Genomic DNA, 21,794 nt, shown 5'->3' on the forward strand with positions numbered 1-21,794 from the left:
TCAATAATCGAGCGACTGCGATTTTCGCAAGCCGGTGCGATAAAGATGGCGGAATTATACGCAAACTCCACCAAAAGAGACAGCGGTAACACGCAAGCAAGGTGCACCGCGCAAGATGGGTAAAATCTACATGACTAAATACGTCATGATCAGGGCATCTTCCCGGCCATTTTCTGACGGATAGTAGCCTTCGCGACGGTTAATTTCGTTAAAGCCGAGTGACTCGTAAAGCTGGTAGGCCCGGGTATTGCTCGCCCTGACCTCCAGCCACACTTCCTCGCCTTTTTGCTGCCCGACCCTATCAATAAAGCCTTCTAACAAAAGTTTGCCATAGCCCTTGCCTTGGCAGGCAGGGTCGATAGCAATATTGAGCAAGGTTGCTTCACCGGCCACCAGCTGGCCAAAACAGTACCCCACTAATTGGCCGTCAATTTCCAGCCCGCAGTTCAGCGCCAGTTTATTGGGCTCCTTGCGGATCAGCGATTCTGCCCAGGGAAAAGCATGGGCGGCTTGCTCGATGCGCCAAACATCATCGAGATGATGGGGCGCTAGAGTCACAATGTTATGCGTCATAAGAACAAATTTGTTGCCACAGCGCTTTTTTGGCGCCGGGATTGGTATGCATTGATTTCAGTGAGGCAGACGTCAGCAATTGGCAGTCGGCAGGATGAGCCGCTTCACAGCCAGCAACCCAACACCATTTGAGATGGTGTTCACGCACCTGCTCAACCGCAGCCGCGGGGATACACAGTGCTTGCTCGGGCTGGAGCTTCATGCTGCCGAGGATACGGCCGAACAGCCAGCGGTCGTGCTCATCCAGCTCTTCATCGCAGACAAACAACAGCTGACAGGTGTCCGGCAGATCGATCACTGGCTGTTCCTGATCGGGGAAAAAGCCCGGTTTACGGACCTGCCAGTAGGTTAATCCGATTGCCTTCATCAACTGTAAATCACGCTGTTTCATCTACTCACCTTGATGATGTTCACTTTGGCCGGGAATACTACCAGAACTTGCCCACAAACCTAAAAAATACCACCTTGCGGTGGTATTTTAATGAAACTTGTTTTAGACGACTATTACAGCGCGTTGAACTCTTCGCTATAGCTGATCATACCGCTCTTTTCACCGATCGCTCCGGGAACGACTTCCAACACCATAAAAGCCTCTTCCGGTACTGGCCAAGGGCATTGGATCCCTTGAGGGGCCGCAGGCGCAAAACCCACTTTCGGGTAATACTCAGGATGGCCCAGCACTACAATGACCGGATAGCCCAGCTCTGCCAGGGTCTGCTTGGCTTCTTCCAGCATGGCCAGGCCAATACCCTGACGCTGATACTCCGGCTTGATCGCCATCGGTGCCAATCCCTGCCAGTTATGATCCTCACCATCGAGCATCACCGGACTGAAAAATAAGTGGCCAACCAGCTCGCCTTCATCATTGCATGCGACCAGCGATAGGGTGCGCTTGCCATTTTCCCGCAACCGCATGACCAACTCAGCTTCAGCCTCGGTGTCAAACACCGTTTTCAGCAGGTTGTCGATCGGGATAATATCGGCCGGAGCCTCAGATCTAATGAGCATTCATGACCTCTTCTTGCCCAGATGCAGACTGCATACCCTTGTGGATGAAGTCCGCCGACTGGTGCAGTACAAATTTAACTGGCGCAGGTAGTGAGTCCAAATCGATGCTGTCCATCAGATTCTTCACTTCCAATCCAAGTTCGGTATCCCCTTCGATACGAAGACGACGTTGGAAGAACAGTGTATCAGGATCTTCCTTGCGAGCGGCAATTAATACCAGATCGTTACATTCACCGCTGAAGCTGACATCTTCCTGCTCAACGTGCTCTGCCACCACCAATTGCTCATTCTGGTAACTGATGTACCAGCGCAGATCCAAATCACGCACTTCCACTTTCAGCCAGCGATCTTCCAAAAATTCAAAGTCGCCATCTTCCAGTGCTTCCTTGAATACCATGGCCAAGCCATCAAGCATCACTTTCTTTTGCAAAGGAAAAGGCGCCAGTTTGGCAGGAACACGCAATAGGGCCGGGCCATTCTGTACCAGTTGTTTTCTAAGTTGAGCAATCACTGAATAATTTTTCCTGTAGTCGGTCGCATATATTTAGTGATTGTATGGCAAGACAAGGCAGTAATTTTATGCCTTGAGTCAAAAAATACAGCTTTGTTCAGCTAAAGTTTGGTATTGTGCCAATGACCTCGATATAGTGAGTGAAAACACACCTGTCTCCTCGCTGCTGGATGGCAGTAACTTACGGAAAAATAACCCAAGATCATGCCGACTGAGCAACTGAACCATTGGTTTCCCCTTCTGACTGATCACAGCCCTTTTCTATTTGCTGTCCTGGATCATCAGCACAAATATTTAATGGTTAACAACCGATACTGCGAACTCAGCGGCCTGAGCCGTGACGAGCTGATCGGCCTCAGCGATGTCGACACCCTTGGCAAATCCTTCTATCACTCGATGCGCCCCTTCTATGAGCGGGCCTTGAAAGGTGAAACGCTGGAGAGCGAAGTCATCCTCGATGACAACCACCACGATACCAGCATGCACTTCAGCCTCTCTCCGCTTCGCAGCGAAGGCGAGAAAATCACTCATATTGTGCTGCACTGTGTCGATACCTCCGAGCGCCAGATTCTGACCAACGCCATCCAAGAGCATGAAAATCACCTGCAAACCCTCAACAAGCTGATGCACGACGGCAGCTGTATTGTCGAGGACGATACGGTGATTTCAGCCAACGACAAAGCCGCCCAACTGCTTGGGTTTGAGCATCCCAACGATCTGAAAGGCAAGGCGTTCAGCAAGCTGGTGGTCGATAACCAGCAACAACCTGTAACCCGGGCCCAGCTGGCTTTACATCAACAAGGCGAAGCCTGGTTATGCCAAACCAGCCGCCATTGCCCGCAGCAGCAAACACTGCAGCTATCCACCTCGCCGATCGAGGTGCTGGGTGCCTCGGCCCAGCTGGTGATCCTCAAATCTTATTCACCGACAGTCGCCAAACCACAAAAAAGCGAATCATCGATTCACATCGATCCGCTTACCGGGCTACTTAACCGCCACGGCACCAGCCGCCAGCTGGAGCAGTTGATCAATCAGCAGATCCCCTTGGTGATGCTGTATCTCGATATTGATAACTTTAAAAATATCAATGATTCATTGGGGCACCATATTGGTGACCAAGTACTGCAGGAGATTTCCCAGCGCTTGAGACGCCTGCTGCCTGATGATGCCATTATCGGCCACCTCAGCGGGGATGAGTTCACGATATTGCTGCCCAATCCTGCGCACGAACAACAAGGTAGCCTGATCGCCGAGCAAGTTATTGCCCTGATCAACCAACCTTTCGACCTGCACCATTTCAGCAAGCACCTGGCCTGCTCAATCGGTATGGTGCAATACCCCGGGGACGGCAATGATGCCCGTATCCTGCTGCAAAATGCCGATACGGCTATGTACGAAGCCAAAAACCGAGGCCGCAACCGTGCCGTCAAGTTCAGCGAAGAGATGAACAAGGAAGCGCGGATGCAGCTGTGGCTTGAAATCGAGTTGCAGAAGGCGTTGCAGAACAACGGGCTTGATGTGTGGTACCAACCCAAAGTCCATGCCCGCGACTTCTCCATCAACGGTGCAGAGGCACTGGTGCGCTGGAAACACCCAGTCGAAGGCTATATCAGCCCGGCCCAGTTCATTCCTGTTGCCGAGCGCTCAGGGCTGATCGAACAATTAGGCCAGGTCGTCATGCGAGAAGTCTTCACTACGGTCCGTTACTGGAAAACCCAGGGTCTGCTGCCGGGCAAAGTGGCGATCAACTTGTCACCACAGCAGTTCGGCAACCCCAACCTGATCCAGTTTGTCGACAAGCTGCGCAAGGCAACCGGGGTCAACCCCAACGATATTACGTTCGAGCTCACCGAAAGTGCGGTAATGAGCGATGGTGAACATACCATCCAGATGCTCAACGCCATCAAGAAACTCGGTTTCTCGCTCTCCATCGACGATTTCGGTACCGGCTACTCGTCACTGTCCTATCTCGCCCGCTTCCCGCTCGACGAGCTCAAAATAGACCGCGCCTTTATCAAAGATATCGAAGATGTTCCCAAGCAGCTGACCCTGATCGAGAACATCATCAACCTCGGTAAGTCGCTCAACATGAGCGTGGTCGCCGAAGGGGTCGAAACCCGCCAGCAGGCCACCCTGCTGTCCAACCTCGATTGCAATGCGATACAGGGCTTCCACTTCTACAAGCCACTACCGAAAAACGAGCTCGAAGCCACGCTTCACAAGCATAATCACCTTTAGGTGAATCGCACTCAAAAATGAATCTTGAGCTATACAAAAGTGGAAAATAAGTTGTCCTAAATCAACAAAACCTGCCTGACATCAAAACACGGGGGCAGTCCGCCCCCTACTATTTGCTCTTATTACTTTCTTTCCCACACTGGTAGATAAAAATAATATGGAGCTACTCTGCCCCGCGGGCAACTTACCCGCGCTTAAAACTGCCATTGATAACGGCGCCGATGCGGTTTACATCGGTTTCAAAGACGATACCAATGCGCGCCACTTTGCAGGTTTAAACTTTACAGGACGTAAACTCGAAAAAGCCGTACAGTACGTGCGTGACCACGACCGTAAACTGCATGTTGCCCTCAATACCTTTGCCCACCCGGATGGCTTCGACCGCTGGCGCAATGCAGTAGACAATGCCGCTGCCATGGGTGTCGATGCGCTGATTGTTGCCGACATCGCGGTATTGGAATATGCCGCCACCAAGTACCCGGATCTCGAGCTTCACCTCTCGGTGCAGGCCTCGGCGACCAATACCGCCGCCATTGATTTCTACCGCCAGAACTTCAATGTCAAGCGAGTGGTACTGCCTCGAGTATTATCTATCCACCAGGTCAAGCAGCTGGCTCGCAATACCGATGTCGAACTGGAAGTGTTCGCTTTCGGTAGCTTGTGCATAATGTCGGAAGGACGCTGCTACCTGTCGTCTTATATGACAGGTGAGTCACCGAATACCGTCGGTGCCTGCTCGCCAGCCAAATTCGTCCGCTGGCAGGAAACACCGACCGGCTTGGAATCTCGCCTCAACGAGGTGTTGATTGACCGTTATGCTCATGGCGAAAATGCGGGCTATCCGACGCTGTGCAAGGGTCGTTTCGACGTTAACCTCGACGGGGAAGACCGCCGCTACCACGCTCTGGAAGAGCCAACCAGTCTCAATACGCTGGAAATCTTGCCTGAGCTATTCAAGGCCAATATTTCTTCAGTGAAAATCGAAGGCCGCCAGCGCAGCCCTGCCTATGTAGAACAGGTTACCCGTACCTGGCGTGCAGCCATTGACCGCTACCTGGCCTCACCGGAAAACTACAGCGTAGACCCAGCCTGGAATGCCTGCCTCGGTAACGTATCAGAAGGCAAACAGACTACCCTCGGTGCCTACCACCGCAAATGGCAATAAGGAGCCAGCAATGAAATACTCACTTGGCCCCCTGCTGTACTTCTGGCCAAAAATGGATGTTGAGGCGTTCTACCAGCAAGCCAAAGACGCCAACACCGATATTATCTACCTTGGTGAAACCGTCTGCTCCAAGCGCCGCGAGATGAAACCAGCCCATTGGTTCGATATTGCCAAAGAGTTGTCTGCCAGTGGCAAGCAGGTGGTACTGTCGACCATGGCACTGCTCGAAGCACCAAGCGAAGTCAATGTGATGAAAAAGTACATTGATAACGGTGACTTTGCGATTGAAGCCAACGATGTATCAGCCATTCAGCTGGCGCACGAGAACAAGGTGCCTTTTGTGGTTGGTCCGGCCGTGAACTGCTACAACGCCCAAACCCTTAACCTGTTTTTGAAAAAGGGCATGATCCGCTGGTGTATGCCGGTTGAGCTGTCACGCCAGTGGCTGCAAAACGTCGCCAAAGAATGTGAACAGATAGGGATCCGCGACAAGTTCGAAACCGAGGTATTCAGCTACGGTTACCTACCGCTGGCCTACTCGGCCCGCTGCTTTACCGCCCGTGCCGAAGACCGTGCCAAAGATGACTGCGAAACCTGCTGTATCAAGTACCCAACCGGGATCACCGTCAACAGCCAGGAAGAGCAGAAAGTCTTTACCCTCAATGGCATTCAGACCCAGTCAGGTTACTGCTACAACCTGATCAACGATCAGCCGGGAATGGCTGGTTTGGTAGACGTGGTACGCCTCAGCCCGCTCGGTATCGATACCCTTTCACTGGTCGATACCTTCCGTGCCAACCAGCATGGCGAGCACAAGCACCCTCTGGAAGGCGGTCACCACTGTAACGGCTACTGGCACAACCTGGCTGGCCTCAACATCGAGTAATCCAACAGCCATGTTTTGCATGCCATAGCTGCTCCAAGACGAGAAAAGCCGCGGATGACCGCGGCTTTTGTTTATCTATTCCGAATATGAAGCGAGTCCGAATATGAAGCGAGCTTACACTTCTTCTGCCGGTTCGGCCGGAGGGGTGATCGGCTGGTTGATACTGACTTCAGCCATCAGACGGTTTAGCTCAAGCAAGGCAAAGCGGTGCTCGACAAACTCATACACATTGCCGGAAAGCGTCAGCTTGTAGAGCATCAAGGCTGATGAGAAATCCTTGTTATGATGGTAACGCTTGCCCAAATAGAAATAAGCTTCGGTCAAGCGCTCGGCCAGCACATCGTTATCTTCACTTTCTGTGGCAATCTGGCGCAGGAACTCTGACTCACTGACATCTTCCAGGTACAAACGTACAATCTGCCAGCCCCAGTCGTTATTGTCTGTGGCCGCATTATAGCGGTTACGTAGTTTCTCGGCAGCTGTCGCAGGGTCTTGCTCAAGCTCGGTCAGATACAACCAAATCACCCGGTAAGGATCATTAATGTTCTGCTGGTAGTGGGCATTGAGATCTTCGAGCGCCAACTCATAGCGACCGCCGTAGTAAAGGGCGATACCACGGTTGCGCTGGGCAAATGGGTGACGGACATTCAGCTCAAGGGTGGAGTCAAACGCTTCATAGGCCGCATCAAAATGGGCACCCTGGGTAAAGTAAACCCCAAGAATATTGAAGACATCAGGTTGGTTTGGTTTGAGAGAAAGCGACTGGTTGAAGTCCAAGCGAGCCAGGTCACGCAACCCAAGACTATCGTGCAGCAGGCCGCGCTCGTAATACACCTGAGCTAAAGTTTCGTTATCCAGATCGTCACGCTGTAGCAGTTGATCGATCCTCGCCAGCTGGATTTGTTGTTGGATAGTCGGCTGGAACGGCACAGCCATCGGCGGCTGAGTCCATTGGGATTTGGGTGTTGAACAGCCTGACAATATCAAGACCAGCGCCAGGCACGCGAATTTTATCCTATTTGCAATCAATGCAGTTCTCCCTGAGTGAGACACGTCTATCTCTAGCATATACCATCGTAGCCCATAAGAGACGCAACCGCGTTCTCCTAAGCGATTATTGCGAGGGATTTTCCGGTGAACTCTCAATATAATAAAAAAAGGGGCTGAATAGCCCCTTTATATCATGCTTTTAGCAAAAAGCCTTATGCTTCTGGCTTCTCTTCGCCAGCTGGTGCTGGGTTCAGTTCAGCCTGTGCTTCTTTCATGCTCAGACGGATACGGCCCTGGCGGTCGATTTCCAGTACCTTAACCTTAACTTCCTGACCCATTTCTAGGTGATCAGCCACTTTCTCGATACGCTCTTGAGAGATCTGAGAAATATGAACAAGACCTTCTTTCGCACCAATAACTGATACGAACGCACCGAAGTCAACGATACGCATTACTTTACCGGTGTAGATACGGCCAACTTCAACGTCAGCAGTGATCTCTTCGATACGGCGGATAGCTTCTTTCGCAGCTGTACCTTCGGTCGCAGCGATCTTCACAGTACCGTCGTCTTCGATTTCGATAGTCGTGCCAGTTTCTTCCGTTAGTGCACGGATAACAGCACCGCCCTTACCGATCACGTCTTTGATCTTCTCAGGGTTGATCTTCAACGTGTGGATACGAGGAGCAAACTCAGAAATCTCTTCGCGAGGTGCGTTGATTGCTTCATCCATTACGCTAAGGATATGCGTACGCGCACCTTTTGCTTGGTTCAGTGCAATCTGCATGATTTCTTTAGTGATACCTTCGATCTTGATATCCATCTGCAGTGCAGTGATACCGTCTTCAGTACCGGCTACTTTGAAGTCCATGTCGCCAAGGTGGTCTTCGTCACCCAGGATGTCAGAAAGAACTACAAAGTCGTCGCCTTCTTTCACAAGACCCATTGCGATACCCGCAACAGATGCCTTGATTGGCACACCTGCGTCCATCAGCGCAAGAGACGTACCACATACAGAAGCCATTGAAGAAGAACCGTTAGATTCAGTGATTTCCGATACTACACGTACTGTGTATGGGAACTCGTCAACAGAAGGCATTACTGCAGCAATACCACGCTTAGCCAGTTTACCGTGGCCGATTTCACGACGCTTAGGAGAACCTACAAAGCCAGTCTCACCCACACAGTATGGAGGGAAGTTGTAGTGTAGAAGGAAGTGATCTTTACGCTCACCAGTTAGCTCGTCGATGATCTGAGCATCGCGCTGCGTACCTAGAGTCGCAGTTACTAGAGCCTGAGTTTCACCACGGGTGAACAGAGAAGAACCGTGGGTACGTGGAAGTACGCCAGTACGTACGTCAAGCGCACGAACCATGTCTTTCTCACGGCCGTCGATACGTGGGTTGCCAGCGATGATGCGGCTACGTACAACGTTCTTCTCTAGAGAGCCTAGCATGCCGCGGATTTCGCGCTCGTCTAGTGTCTCGTCTTGAGCTAGAAGTGCTTCAACTGCTTCGTTCTTGATAACGCCTACTTGCTCGTAGCGCGCCATTTTTTCAGTGATCTGGTAAGCGTCAGTTAGGCGAGTTTCAGCAAGCTCAGCAACACGTGCTTTCAGCTCAGTGTTAACAGCTGGTGCTTCCCATTCCCATGCAGGAGTGGCAACTTCAGCGGCAAACTCGTTGATCGCGTTGATAACAACCTGCTGCTGGTCGTGACCGTAAACAACAGCTTGTAGCATCTGTTCTTCAGATAGGCGGTCAGCTTCTGACTCAACCATCAGTACTGCGCTTTCAGTACCAGCAACTACTAGGTCTAGCTTGCTTTCTTCAAGCTCAGTGTTGCTTGGGTTAAGTACAAGCTGGTCGTTGATGTAACCAACACGTGCTGCACCGATTGGACCGTTGAACGGGATACCAGAAATTGCTAGAGCAGCAGAAGTACCGATCATAGTCACGATGTCAGGCTGTACGTCTGGGTTTACTGAAACCACAGTCGCGATAACCTGTACTTCGTTTTTGAATGCATCTGGGAATAGCGGACGGATTGGACGGTCAATCAGACGGGCTGTTAGTGTTTCGCCTTCAGATGGACGACCTTCACGCTTGAAGAAACCACCAGGGATTTTACCTGCAGCGTAAGTACGCTCTTGGTAGTTTACCGTTAGCGGGAAGAAGTCTTGGCCTTCAACAGCTTCTTTCTTACCAACCACAGAAACGAATACAGATGTATCGTCCATGCTAACCATAACAGCAGCGGTCGCCTGACGCGCCATAACACCAGTTTCGATGGTAACCGTGTGGTTACCGTACTGGAAAGTCTTTACGATAGGATTCACGTGAATTTCCTTAAATTATTCCGCTTTCTATTTGCGCCGTTAAGTATATCTGACACAAGGAAAAGCGTCATGTGATGAAGGGCAATTTACCGCAATTTCACGTATCGCGACTAATGATAATTCTCAACACTTGAAGAACTGTCATTAGCCGCGACCTCTAGGTCGACGAAAACGACTCGTGATATTGGCGATGAAGTGCAGTGATAAAAAGAAAGGAGCCATAAGGCTCCTTTCTCAAAGCAATCTTAGCGACGTAGGCCTAGACGCTTGATTAGGTCTTGGTAGCGATCTAGGTTCTTACCTTTTAGGTAGTCTAGAAGCTTACGACGACGAGAAACCATGCGTAGTAGACCGCGACGGCTGTGGTGGTCGTGTTTGTGGTTAGCAAAGTGACCTTGAAGGTGGTTGATCTGTGCTGTTAGCAAAGCAACCTGAACTTCAGGAGAACCAGTGTCGTTTTCGCACTGCGCGTATTCAGCAACGATTGCTGCTTTAGTTTCTGCATTCAGAGACATAACTCATTCCTAATACAAAGATGTTTCTAATTTGTGTCAGCCAATCTCTGATTCAGCCGACACCCGAGCCGCGGATTATACGTGGAGCGCAAAATAACTACAAGAGAATTATGCTTGCTCATTCACTACCACACGCTTTGGCGCTAGCATGCCTTCGCGGTCGATGACACCGACACCGATGAACTCGCGCTCTTCACCGACGGTAATACGTACCTGGGTGCCTTCGGCAGGAACACGGCCGGCATTGACCGGGTTGCCATTACGAACATAGATAGCGATCTGCGGGATGATATTCACCTCAGGCAGATCCTGTACGGCGGTATCCATAGGCAATAGCAGTGGGTCTAATAGTTCAGACGGTGCAATGTCCTGGCCCTTTGCTTGCTCCAGCAAGGCTTCAAGCTGCTCAATCGTTACCATGCGCTCAACCGGGTAGTTAGATACACCGGTACGGCGTAGGTAGGTCACGTGGGCACCGCAGCCCAGCATCTCGCCCAGATCATCAACGATGGTACGGATATAGGTGCCTTTCGACACATGCAGTTCCATTTCCACTTCGTTGTTGCTAAAGCGCAGCAACTCGACCGAGTAAACTGTGATTTTGCGTGACTCGCGCGGTACTTCAATCCCTTCGCGGGCATATTCGTACAGCTTGCGGCCCTGGTACTTCAGTGCCGAGTACATCGACGGGATCTGGTCGGTCGTACCACGGAACTTGGCAATACAGCGCTCGAGCTGGCCACGGTCGACTTTGACTTCGCGGGTCTGTACCACTTCACCGTCGGAGTCCGAGGTGTCTGTACGCTCGCCCAGCTTGGCAATTACCCGGTAGCGCTTGTCCGAATCCAGCAGGAACTGGGAGAACTTGGTCGCTTCACCAAAGCAAATCGGCAGCATGCCCGTCGCTAAAGGATCCAAGGCACCGGTATGGCCGGCTTTCTGGGCAAAGAAGATACGTTTTACTTTCTGCAGCGTATCATTCGAGCTGATCCCGGTTGGCTTATCAACCAGGATCACACCATCAATAGGACGGCCCTTACGACGACGTGCCATGGATTACTCCTCGTCTTCTGCCTGTGGCTCATCGCCACGGCGCTCTTCATCTTCGCGTACTGCTTTAGACACTAGGGTCGAGATACGCATACCTTCGGTTAGTGACTTATCAAAGATGAAGTTTAGCTCAGGGGTAACGCGCAGACGGATCTGCTTGCCCAGCAGTGAGCGAATGTAAGGTGCCATCTCGCGTAGTGCTTCCAAGCTACCTTCTGGAGTCTGTTCGCCCACAGTCAGGAAGGTTACGTATACTTTCGCGTAACCCATATCGCGGGAAACGTCGACACTTGAAATAGTGGTCATGCCAATACGCGAGTCTTTGATCTCACGCTGCAGGATCACGGCCAGCTCCTTCTGAAGCTGCTGCGCAACACGCTGAGTGCGGCTAAATTCTTTAGACATTCATTGCCTCTCTTAGAGAAAGCTCTCTTGAAACAATGGGGAGCCGAAGCTCCCCATGGATTATTTGTATATCTTAGAGCAGGTTAGACCTTGAAGATTAGTCAAGGGTACGCTGAACTTCGATGATTTCGTAAACTTCGATCTGGTCGCCGACACGAACATCGTTGTAGTTCTTAACGCCGATACCACACTCGTAGCCGTTCTTAACTTCTTGAACGTCGTCTTTGAAGCGGCGTAGTGACTCAAGCTCACCTTCGTAGATAACAACGTTATCACGCAGTACGCGGATTGGGTTGTTACGCTTGATGGTACCTTCAGTAACCATACAGCCTGCGATAGCACCGATCTTAGGCGACTTAAATACGTCACGTACTTCAGCCAGACCAATGATTTCCTGCTTGAATTCAGGAGATAGCATACCGCCCATTGCAGCTTTCACTTCGTCAATCAGCTGGTAGATGATTGAGTAGTAGCGCAGATCAAGGTTCTCAGTCTCAACAGTACGGCGAGCTGATGCATCAGCACGAACGTTGAAGCCAAGGATGATAGCGTTAGAAGCTGCAGCAAGAACCGCGTCAGTTTCAGTAATACCACCAACACCAGAACCAACGATGTTAACTTTAACTTCTTCAGTCGATAGCTTACGTAGTGAGTCAGCAATCGCTTCAACAGAACCCTGTACGTCAGCTTTCAGTACAACGTTCAGCTCAGCAACTTCACCGGCAGCCATGTTAGAGAACATGTTTTCCAGTTTCGCTTTCTGCTGGCGAGCCAGTTTAACGTCACGGAACTTGCCTTGGCGGTAAAGTGCTACTTCACGGGCTTTACGCTCGTCACGAACAACAGTCGCTTCGTCACCTGAAGAAGGAACACCAGAAAGACCTAGGATCTCTACTGGGATAGAAGGACCGGCAGACTCGATTTCTTTACCAACCTCATCGCGCATTGCACGAACACGGCCGTGCTCAAGACCACAAAGAACGATGTCGCCCTTACGTAGCGTACCTTCCTGAACAAGAACAGTTGCAACAGGACCACGGCCCTTGTCTAGGCGAGATTCTACAACCACACCTTTCGCCATACCTTCAGCAACAGCAGTTAGCTCAAGAACTTCTGCTTGTAGAAGGATAGACTCAAGAAGACCGTCGATGTTTGTACCTTGCTTAGCAGAGATATGAACGAAGATGTTCTCACCGCCCCACTCTTCAGGGATAACGTCGTACTGAGCTAGCTCATTCTTAACGTTGTCTGGGTTCGCGTCTTCTTTATCGATCTTGTTCACAGCAACGATCAGAGGAACACCTGCCGCTTTCGCGTGCTGGATTGCCTCAACAGTCTGTGGCATCACGCCATCGTCTGCTGCTACTACAAGAACAACGATATCTGTCGCTTGAGCACCACGGGCACGCATTGCAGTAAACGCGGCGTGTCCAGGAGTATCTAGGAAGGTGATCATACCGTTGTCAGTTTCAACGTGGTATGCACCGATGTGCTGGGTAATACCACCCGCTTCACCAGAAGCAACGTGTGCTTTACGGATGTAGTCAAGGGTAGAGGTCTTACCGTGGTCAACGTGACCCATGATGGTTACAACCGGCGCACGTGGAACAACGGCTAGGTTTTCGTCACGGTCAGACAGTACCGCTTCTTCAAGTTCGTTCTCTTTACGCAGGATAACTTTGTGACCCATTTCTTCTGCTACTAGTGCAGCAGTTTCCTGGTCGATAACCTGGTTGATGGTTGCCATTGCGCCCATCTTCATCATCACCTTGATAACTTCAACGCCTTTCACAGACATCTTGTTAGCAAGTTCAGAAACAACGATAGTCTCACCGATCACAACATCTTGCTTAGCAACTGTCGCTGTTTTGTCGAAGCCGTGCTGCATAGAAGTTGGCTTAGCCATCTGCTGCTTGCCGCGGCCGCGCTGGTTACGGCCACCGCGTGCATTGCGGTCGTCTTGCTTAGCGCCGGCTTTTTTCTTCTTGCGACGGCGACCGCCTTCTTCTTTACGGTCTTGTTCGTCTTCAGCTGCGCGAGCGTAGCTAGACGTCGTAGTATGGTAGTCTGCTTTATCCATATTACCTTTTTCCTGGTCAGGTTTTGACCAGTTCTTTTCATTCATTTCTGCCATTTTGCGTGCCTCTTCTAGCTGACGCTGACTCTCTTCTTCGGCTTTACGCTTGGCTTCCTCTTCCCGGCGACGTTGTAGCGCCTCAGCTTCTTTCTTAGCCTGTTCGTCAGCGGCGGCGCGTTTAGCTTTTTCTTCGGCCAAACGCTTTTCCTCTGCTTCACGCTTCTGCTTTTCCTCAGCATTGCGATCAGCATTCTGTTCTGCATTTTGCTTAGCTTGTTCTTCAGCTAAACGCTTTTCTTCAGCAGCACGCTTAGCAGCTTCTTCCGCCTCGCGTTTTGCCAGCTCTTCTGCTTCACGCTTGGCAGCTTCTTCGGCTGCTCGCTGAGCGGCTTGTTCTGCTTCACGCTGGGCTGCATCTTCAGCCTGGCGCTTCGCTTCTTCCGCGGCACGCTGTTCTTCTTCAAGCGCAGAACGCTTTACGTAGGTGCGCTTTTTGCGCACTTCTACCTGAACACTTTTATTTTTGCCACCAGAGCCCGAAACACTCAGCGTGCTTCGGGTCTTACGTTGCAAAGTAAGGCGTGTCGGAGCCTCGCCAGATGTGCTATCGCCACCATGTTCTTTCTTCAGGTGGGCCAATAGACTCTGTTTTTCTTGTTGGCTTACGCTATCTTCAGCTTTCTTGCTGATACCAGCATCGGCAAACTGTTGAAGCAAACGGTCAATCTGCGTGCCGATTTCCTCGGCAAGTGCTTTAACTGTAACCTCTGACATGCTGCTCCTCCCTTGCGATTAAATATTATGCTTCGTCACTGAACCAGCAAATGTTACGAGCAGCCATGATTAGCTCACCCGCTCTTGCTTCGTCGATACCTTCGATGTCAGTTAGATCATCAGTACCTTGGTCAGCAAGATCTTCTAGCGTTGCAACGCCTTTCGCGGCCAGTTTAAACGCAAGCTCACGCTCCAAGCCTTCCAGACCCAGTAGGTCTTCTGCAGGCTCAACACCTTCAAAAGTTTCTTCCTGAGCAAGGGCAAGCGTGGTTAGCGCTTCTTTCGCGCGGTTACGCAGCTCTTCAACAGTGTCTTCATCCAGACCTTCAACAGCCATCAGCTCGGCTACTGGTACGTAGGCGATTTCTTCAAGTGTTGTGAAGCCTTCTTCAACCAATACAGTGGCGAAGTCTTCGTCGATATCTAGGTGCTTAGTGAACACTTCGATAGACTCTTGGGCTTCTTCCTGGTGCTTCTTCTGAAGATCTTCAACAGTCATTACGTTCAGTTCCCAGCCAGTAAGCTGAGACGCTAGGCGAACGTTCTGACCACTACGGCCGATTGCCTGAGCAAGGTTGTCCTTCTCAACAGCAATATCCATAGTGTGGTTGTCTTCATCTACGATGATAGAGCTAACTTCTGCCGGTGCCATTGCGTTGATTACGTACTGAGCTGGGTTTTCGTCCCACAGCACGATATCGATACGCTCACCGCCTAGCTCGCCAGATACGGCCTGTACACGTGCACCACGCATACCTACACATGCACCCACAGGGTCAATGCGCTTATCGTTAGTCTTAACGGCAATCTTGGCACGAGAACCTGGATCACGAGCCGCACCCATCAGTTCAATCATCTCTTCGCCGATTTCCGGCACTTCGATGCGGAATAGCTCTGACAGCATTTCAGGCTTAGAGCGAGTCATGAACAATTGGAAACCACGTGCTTCAGGCGCTACTTTGTACAGCAGGCCACGAACACGGTCACCCGGGCGGAAGTTTTCACGTGGCAACTGGTCGTCACGCTGGATAACAGCTTCTGCATTGTTACCAAGGTCAATGATAACAGCATCGCGGTTAACTTTCTTTACTACACCAGTGATTAGCTCACCTTCGTTGTCAATAAATTGCTCAACGATCTGTGCACGCTCGGCTTCACGAACTTTCTGAACGATAACCTGCTTCGCAGTTTGTGTAGTGATACGGTCAAACGTCACTGATTCGATTTCGTCTTCAACGAAGCCATCAATTTCGATAGTTTCATCATCAAACTTGGCCGCTTCCAAAGTGATTTCAAGCGTAGGCTGAGTCACTTCTTCTACTGCCTTCCAACGACGGAATGTTTCGAATTCACCAGTTTTACGGTCGATAGCTACACGTACATCGATTTCCGCTTCGTATTTTTTCTTCGTCGCTGTTGCCAATGCGATCTCTAGAGCTTCAAAGATGCGCTCACGAGGTACAGCTTTTTCGTTGGATACCGCTTCAACGACAGCCAAGATTTCTTTGTTCATTTCTAATGCCCCAATTTTAGCGGTTAGAATTTTGGAACCAGGTTGGCCTTGGAAATATTGCTCAGTGCAAATGTTTCTTCATTGCCATCAACATTTAATGTGACAAGCTCGCCTTCTACGGCAACGATATCACCTTTCCACTTACGACGGTTGCCCATCGCCATTTTCAACACCAGGCTGACCTCGTGGCCAATAAACTGCTGGTAATGCGCGGCTTTAAATAGCGGCCTTTCTAGACCAGGGGAAGAGACCTCCAGGTTATAGGCCACAGTGATTGGATCTTCAACATCCATCACCGCGCTTACCTGGCGGCTAACTTCGGCACAATCATCAACGGTGATACCGTTTTCGTGATCGATAAATACACGCAGTGTTGAGTGTTCGCCTGCACGGATAAATTCCAGACCGACAAGTTCATAGCCTGTCGCCGTTACCGGCGCCTCAAGCAGTTCGGTCAATTGCATCTCTAAAGCTGTCAAGACAACCCCCCGGAAACAAAAAAAGGGCTATAAAGCCCAGTAGATACCTGAATGGTCATGTTTCAGATAATAAAAAACCCCGAATTACGGGGTTTAATATCACTGGACCCTGATACCACAGCATATCGCTGTGATAGAAAAAACAACCTTACTAAGAATAGCTGTTTTTTCGGAAAGTGGTTGCGGGGGCCGGATTTGAACCGACGACCTTCGGGTTATGAGCCCGACGAGCTACCAAGCTGCTCCACCCCGCGTCCGTAATCTGACGGCGATTATATCGCCCAGACCTCACTCTTTCAAGCGAGTAATAATGGTGCCGAGAAGGGGACTTGAACCCCTACACCTTGCGGCACTAGCACCTCATGCTAGCGTGTCTACCAATTTCACCATCTCGGCTAAATTCTTTATTTACTCAGGAATGTCACTGTTAACTGGTGCATTCTGAGTTGGCTCAACAACTTGTTCAGTCGCCGGAGCGCTTAGGTTTTCCCAACCACTGGTTTCGCCTGCTTTTTTAGCGCTCATGTTGCCAAGCACCAAGCTGATAACGAAAAAGATGGTCGCGAAAATTGCGGTCATTCGGGTCAAGAAGTTTCCAGAGCCGCTCGCGCCAAACAGGGTTCCTGATGCGCCAGCCCCAAATGAGGCTCCCATATCTGCGCCTTTACCTTGTTGAACCAAAACTAGGCCAATAACACCAAGCGCAGCCAACAGATAAATCACAAGTAGAATTTCGTACATGGGTTCCACCTATGGTTAAATTGTTGTGCCGGCTTTGCTTTAGCAGTGCCAGCGCACCCCTTCCATTAGGAGCGGATTGAATACTAGCGAAAGCTATCTTCACTGACAAGTAAAATTTCCTCGAAAACTCTGTTTCTTGAATTACTTGTCGAAGATTTAGGCAAAACCGACACCGGTTAGTCGAAATCAGGACAAAATCAGCAGCTTTCCTTCACGGCTTCGGCAATCAGCAAGGCTGACTCCTTGACCAGTGCAGCATCTTCGCCTTCAACCATGACGCGGATCAGAGGCTCGGTACCGGATTTACGCAGCAGGACACGTCCCTTATCCCCTAGTTTAGCTTCAACAGCAGCGGTTGCTGATAAAACTGCGTCTGATTCCAATGGGTTAGACTCGCCAGCAAAACGGACGTTTTCCAGTACCTGCGGGTACATGGTCATGCCGTCAGCCAACTCTTTCAGTGACATCTTGCTACCGACAATCGATGCCATCACCTGCAAACCCGCCACAATGCCGTCACCCGTGGTGACCTTATCCAGCAGGATCACGTGGCCCGAGTTCTCAGCACCGATCAGCCAATCGTGCTTTTTCAGCTCTTCCATAACATAGCGGTCACCCACTTTGGCACGGACAAACGGAATACCCAGGTTTTTCAGGGCATTTTCCATTCCCAGATTGGTCATCAACGTGCCAACCACACCGCCTTTAAGCTCACCACGGCGCAGGGCATCACGGGCAATAATGTAGGCAATCTGGTCGCCGTCAACTTTGTTGCCTTCCTCATCGACCATGATCACACGGTCGCCATCACCATCCAGCGCGATACCGAAGTGTGCTTTCTCTTCCAGTACTTTGGCCTGCAGTGCAGCAACATCCGTTGCACCAACTTTGTCGTTGATGTTGGTGCCGTTCGGCTCGCAGCCGATTGTGATCACCTCTGCACCTAGCTCTTTAAACACGCTAGGCGCAATGTGGTAGGTCGCACCGTGGGCACAGTCGACAACAATCTTATAACCCGCCAAGTCATACTTGCTTGGGAAGGTACCCTTACAGAACTCAATGTAACGACCGGCTGCATCATTAATACGATAGGCCTTACCCAGCATGGCTGACTCGACACATGTCAACGGCTTGTCCAGTTCAGCTTCAATCGCCAGCTCAACCTCATCTGGCAGCTTGGTTCCTTCTGACGAGAAGAACTTGATACCATTGTCATAATACGGGTTATGTGATGCTGAAATAACAATACCGGCTTCGGCACGGAAAGTGCGGGTAAGGTACGCCACTGCAGGAGTAGGCATCGGGCCTGTGAACGCCGCCTGCAAACCAGCAGCGGCCAAGCCTGCTTCCAATGCAGACTCCAGCATGTAGCCTGAAATACGGGTATCTTTACCGATAATTACTTTCTTGGTGCCCTGCTGTGACAATACTCGCCCCGCAGCCCAACCTAGTTTCAACACAAAATCCGGGGTAATCGGGCCTTTACCTACCAACCCACGAATACCGTCGGTACCAAAGTACTTACGCTCAGCCATTTTCTGCTCCTAGCAACTTTTATATATTCAACCTAGCCTGAAACTGTTACTTATCCCGGTACTGGGACAGCGTCATCTCGCACACCTTAAGGACGTCTACCGTCTCTTTCGCATCATGAACCCGGATGATCTGGGCCCCTTTCATCGCTGCGATAGCGGCACAGGCAAGGCTACCAGCTAGGCAATCAGCCGGTTGTTTGTTTAACAATTTGAATACCATCGATTTTCGCGACATACCAACCAAAAGCGGCAGGCCGAAGCGATGGAATTCGTCAAGGTGAGCAAGCAACTGGTAGTTATGCTCAAGGGTCTTGCCAAACCCATAGCCGGGATCGAGCAATAACTGCTCACGCGGGATCCCAACTTGCTCACAGGCAGTAATTCGTTCCGCCAAGAAGTCACCGACATCGGCAATGACATCTTGATATGACGGTTGATGCTGCATTGTACGCGGTTGCCCTTGCATATGCATTACACAAATCGGCACGCCGGCACCGGCGGCCGCCTGCAACGCACCCGGCTCCTGCAAGGCACGAACATCATTGATGAGATCAGCACCAGCGTTCACTGCCTCGGTCATCACCTTGGCTTTGCTGGTATCAATCGAAATCCAGCAATCAAATCGCTGGCGCAAAGCTTCAATAACCGGCACAACACGGTCAAGCTCTTGCTCGAGTGAGACTTCATCGGCCCCAGGGCGGGTGGACTCACCACCGATATCCAAAATCGTTGTCCCTGCAGCCAGCATCTCCTCGGCATGGCGCAAGGCGGCATCCATTTGGTTAAAGCGGCCACCATCAGAAAAGGAGTCTGGGGTAACGTTCAAAATCCCCATGGTGTGGGGACGGGAAAGATTTAGCGTTTTTGATTTACTCTTGAGGATCAACTTTCTGCTCCTAGGCTATATGTGGAGGTTATAGCACTTGGTATCTTACGTTTGGTGGTTTGCCATTGATGTTATAGATGCAAAAAACCCCGAACAAGGTCGGGGTTTTTAATTAGCGTCTAACGATTAAGCTTGCGGCTTGTCGTCTTCTTTTTTCTGAACAGGCTGTGCTTCGGGTGCTTGCTCAGGTTGCGTTTCTGCTTTTGGTTCAGCAGGTGCTTCCTGTTGCTCACTCTGCTGCTCTGGTGCAGCTTCGCTCGCTTTCAGGGTGTCGTTCTCGTCACCCCAACCCTTTGGCGCACGGATCTCTGTCTTGCGTTCCATCAAGTCGTCAATCTGGCCGGCATCGATCGTTTCGTACTTCATCAGCGCGTCTTTCATTGCGTGCATGATATCCATGTTCTGCTCAAGGATTTCACGGGCACGCTCGTAGTTGCGGTCGATGATAGCGCGAACTTCGTTATCGATAAGCTTCGCCGTATCGTCAGACATGTGCTTGCTCTGCGTTACTGAACGGCCAAGGAAAACCTCGCCTTCATCTTCCGCATACAGCAATGGACCTAATTTTTCAGAGAAGCCCCACTGAGTCACCATCTTGCGCGCGATGTCTGTTGCACGCTCGATATCATTCGATGCACCGGTCGATACCTTATCAACTCCGTAGATAAGCTCTTCCGCCAAGCGACCACCGTACAGACTTGAAATCATTGACTCCAAGAACTCGCGAGAGTGGCTGACACGGTCTTGCTCCGGCAGGTACATGGTTACACCCAATGCACGGCCACGAGGAATGATCGAGACCTTGTACACAGGATCGTGATCCGGTACCAAGCGACCGATAATTGCGTGACCTGCTTCGTGGTATGCAGTCGACTCTTTCTGATCTTCAGACATCACCATAGACTTACGCTCTGCGCCCATCATGATCTTGTCTTTCGCCAGTTCGAACTCAACCATAGAAACCGTACGCTTGTTACCACGGGCAGCAAACAATGCCGCTTCGTTAACAAGGTTCGCCAAGTCTGCACCAGAGAAGCCCGGCGTACCACGAGCGATCAGCTCAGGTTTAACGTCACCGTCTAGCGGCACTTTACGCATGTGAACTTTCAGGATTTGCTCACGGCCACGAACGTCTGGCAGGCCAACCACTACTTGGCGGTCGAAACGACCAGGACGCAATAGCGCAGGGTCCAGTACGTCAGGACGGTTAGTCGCGGCAATAACGATAATACCTTCGTTACCTTCGAAACCATCCATCTCTACCAGCATCTGGTTAAGGGTTTGCTCACGTTCATCGTGACCACCACCTACACCAGCACCACGCTGACGGCCTACCGCATCGATCTCATCGATAAAGATGATACAAGGCGCGGCTTTCTTTGCCTGCTCGAACATGTCACGGACACGGGATGCACCCACACCGACGAACATTTCTACGAAATCAGAACCTGAGATAGTAAAGAACGGTACTTTGGCTTCACCGGCAATGGCTTTCGCCAATAGGGTTTTACCCGTACCAGGAGGACCGACCATCAGAACACCCGTTGGGATCTTACCGCCCAGTTTCTGGAAGCGGCTTGGATCACGCAGGTAGTCCACCAGCTCTTTCACGTCTTCTTTGGCTTCATCACAACCGGCCACGTCGGCGAAGGTTGTTTTGATCTGGTCTTCACTCATCATGCGAGCCTTGGATTTACCGAACGACATGGCACCTTTGCCACCGCCGCCCTGCATCTGGCGCATGAAGAAGATCCAGACACCGATGAGTAATAGCATCGGGAACCAGGAAATAAAGATTGAGGCCAGTAGGCTTGGCTCCTCAGGCGGAGTACCCATGACCTTTACGTTTGCGTTAATTAGATCGTCTAACAGCTTTTGGTCGTTAACGACAGGTAGATAAGTGACGTATCGCGTGTTATCACGTTTGAATACGGTAATTTCACGATCATTGAATCGCACTTCCCTTATCTGATCCTGACCGATTTCACGGACAAAGGTTGTATAGTCGACTTGACGGCCAGCACTATCACCAGGACCGAAGCTCTGAAATACAGACATCAGAACCACAGCGATGACCAACCACAAAATCAAGTTTTTTGCCATGTCACTCAA

The 21,794-nt window shown here is 50.8% G+C and carries 19 protein-coding genes and 2 tRNA genes; 3 read left to right on the forward strand and 18 right to left on the reverse strand.

The annotated features are described in order from the left end of the window. Window positions 1–126: 126 nt before the first annotated feature. The 4 genes from rimI to ubiT form a co-directional block, all read right to left on the reverse strand. Window positions 127–573 carry a ribosomal protein S18-alanine N-acetyltransferase gene (gene rimI / locus ACXAD4_RS15615; protein ID WP_475242559.1) on the reverse strand — a complete coding sequence of 149 codons (447 nt, stop codon included), beginning with the start codon at window positions 571–573 and terminating at the stop codon, window positions 127–129. Next, window positions 563–964 carry a DNA polymerase III subunit psi gene (locus ACXAD4_RS15620; RefSeq protein WP_475242560.1) on the reverse strand — a complete coding sequence of 134 codons (402 nt, stop codon included), beginning with the start codon at window positions 962–964 and terminating at the stop codon, window positions 563–565. Before ACXAD4_RS15620 ends, rimI begins: the two co-directional genes overlap by 11 nt. Window positions 965–1,077: 113 nt before the next feature. Beyond that, window positions 1,078–1,581: a GNAT family N-acetyltransferase gene (locus tag ACXAD4_RS15625; protein ID WP_475242561.1), complete on the reverse strand. Its 504-nt coding sequence runs from the start codon at window positions 1,579–1,581 to the stop codon at window positions 1,078–1,080. Beyond that, window positions 1,571–2,092, reverse strand: a complete 522-nt coding sequence (gene ubiT / locus ACXAD4_RS15630) for a ubiquinone anaerobic biosynthesis accessory factor UbiT (RefSeq protein ID WP_317525008.1) — start codon at window positions 2,090–2,092, stop codon at window positions 1,571–1,573. The genes ACXAD4_RS15625 and ubiT overlap by 11 nt, the downstream gene beginning before the upstream one ends. 204 nt (window positions 2,093–2,296) lie before the next feature. Here ubiT and ACXAD4_RS15635 point away from each other — a divergent pair, with 204 nt between their 5' ends. The 3 genes from ACXAD4_RS15635 to ACXAD4_RS15645 all read left to right on the forward strand — a co-directional run bounded on the left by ACXAD4_RS15635 (window position 2,297) and on the right by ACXAD4_RS15645 (window position 6,381). Continuing rightward, complete coding sequence (locus tag ACXAD4_RS15635; RefSeq protein ID WP_475242562.1) at window positions 2,297–4,330, forward strand: sensor domain-containing protein; 2,034 nt, start codon at window positions 2,297–2,299, stop codon at window positions 4,328–4,330. Window positions 4,331–4,487: 157 nt separating this feature from the next. After that, on the forward strand, window positions 4,488–5,495 hold the full coding sequence (ubiU, locus tag ACXAD4_RS15640; protein ID WP_107301477.1) for a ubiquinone anaerobic biosynthesis protein UbiU: 1,008 nt from the start codon (window positions 4,488–4,490) through the stop codon (window positions 5,493–5,495). A 10-nt stretch (window positions 5,496–5,505) separates the two neighbouring features. After that, complete coding sequence (locus ACXAD4_RS15645; protein ID WP_475242564.1) at window positions 5,506–6,381, forward strand: U32 family peptidase; 876 nt, start codon at window positions 5,506–5,508, stop codon at window positions 6,379–6,381. A 114-nt stretch (window positions 6,382–6,495) separates the two neighbouring features. On the opposite strand, the gene nlpI is transcribed toward ACXAD4_RS15645, so the two are convergent. The 14 genes from nlpI to ftsH form a co-directional block, all read right to left on the reverse strand. Next, window positions 6,496–7,410: a lipoprotein NlpI gene (gene nlpI, locus ACXAD4_RS15650; protein ID WP_475242809.1), complete on the reverse strand. Its 915-nt coding sequence runs from the start codon at window positions 7,408–7,410 to the stop codon at window positions 6,496–6,498. A 173-nt stretch (window positions 7,411–7,583) separates the two neighbouring features. After that, window positions 7,584–9,707 (reverse strand): polyribonucleotide nucleotidyltransferase, encoded by a 2,124-nt coding sequence (gene pnp, locus ACXAD4_RS15655; protein WP_475242565.1) that lies wholly within the window; start codon window positions 9,705–9,707, stop codon window positions 7,584–7,586. A gap of 245 nt (window positions 9,708–9,952) precedes the next feature. Then, a complete protein-coding gene (rpsO, locus tag ACXAD4_RS15660; RefSeq protein ID WP_005369538.1) occupies window positions 9,953–10,222 on the reverse strand; it encodes a 30S ribosomal protein S15 in 270 nt (89 codons plus the stop codon). 108 nt (window positions 10,223–10,330) lie between these two features. Beyond that, the gene (gene truB / locus ACXAD4_RS15665; RefSeq protein ID WP_317525002.1) at window positions 10,331–11,275 is read right to left on the reverse strand and encodes a tRNA pseudouridine(55) synthase TruB; all 945 of its coding nucleotides are present in this window, start codon (window positions 11,273–11,275) and stop codon (window positions 10,331–10,333) included. 3 nt (window positions 11,276–11,278) lie between these two features. Then, a complete protein-coding gene (gene rbfA / locus ACXAD4_RS15670) occupies window positions 11,279–11,677 on the reverse strand; it encodes a 30S ribosome-binding factor RbfA (RefSeq protein ID WP_039469658.1) in 399 nt (132 codons plus the stop codon). Window positions 11,678–11,774: 97 nt separating this feature from the next. After that, complete coding sequence (gene infB, locus ACXAD4_RS15675; RefSeq protein WP_475242566.1) at window positions 11,775–14,528, reverse strand: translation initiation factor IF-2; 2,754 nt, start codon at window positions 14,526–14,528, stop codon at window positions 11,775–11,777. A 25-nt stretch (window positions 14,529–14,553) separates the two neighbouring features. Next, window positions 14,554–16,041 carry a transcription termination factor NusA gene (nusA, locus tag ACXAD4_RS15680; RefSeq protein ID WP_475242567.1) on the reverse strand — a complete coding sequence of 496 codons (1,488 nt, stop codon included), beginning with the start codon at window positions 16,039–16,041 and terminating at the stop codon, window positions 14,554–14,556. Window positions 16,042–16,064: 23 nt separating this feature from the next. Beyond that, window positions 16,065–16,520, reverse strand: coding sequence for a ribosome maturation factor RimP (rimP, locus tag ACXAD4_RS15685; protein ID WP_107300345.1), 456 nt, complete (start codon window positions 16,518–16,520; stop codon window positions 16,065–16,067). A 177-nt stretch (window positions 16,521–16,697) separates the two neighbouring features. Next, window positions 16,698–16,774: transfer RNA gene (locus ACXAD4_RS15690), tRNA-Met, on the reverse strand. 57 nt (window positions 16,775–16,831) lie between these two features. Beyond that, window positions 16,832–16,916, reverse strand: a tRNA-Leu gene (locus tag ACXAD4_RS15695). Window positions 16,917–16,928: 12 nt separating this feature from the next. Further along, window positions 16,929–17,261, reverse strand: coding sequence for a preprotein translocase subunit SecG (gene secG, locus ACXAD4_RS15700; RefSeq protein WP_317524998.1), 333 nt, complete (start codon window positions 17,259–17,261; stop codon window positions 16,929–16,931). A gap of 197 nt (window positions 17,262–17,458) precedes the next feature. Next, window positions 17,459–18,796 carry a phosphoglucosamine mutase gene (gene glmM, locus ACXAD4_RS15705; protein ID WP_475242570.1) on the reverse strand — a complete coding sequence of 446 codons (1,338 nt, stop codon included), beginning with the start codon at window positions 18,794–18,796 and terminating at the stop codon, window positions 17,459–17,461. 46 nt (window positions 18,797–18,842) lie between these two features. After that, window positions 18,843–19,682, reverse strand: coding sequence for a dihydropteroate synthase (gene folP / locus ACXAD4_RS15710; protein WP_475242571.1), 840 nt, complete (start codon window positions 19,680–19,682; stop codon window positions 18,843–18,845). Between the two features lie 126 nt (window positions 19,683–19,808). Further along, on the reverse strand, window positions 19,809–21,785 hold the full coding sequence (gene ftsH / locus ACXAD4_RS15715; RefSeq protein WP_475242573.1) for an ATP-dependent zinc metalloprotease FtsH: 1,977 nt from the start codon (window positions 21,783–21,785) through the stop codon (window positions 19,809–19,811). Window positions 21,786–21,794 lie beyond the last annotated feature (9 nt).

It is taken from the genome of Photobacterium sp. AWH4_225, from assembly GCF_056158405.1.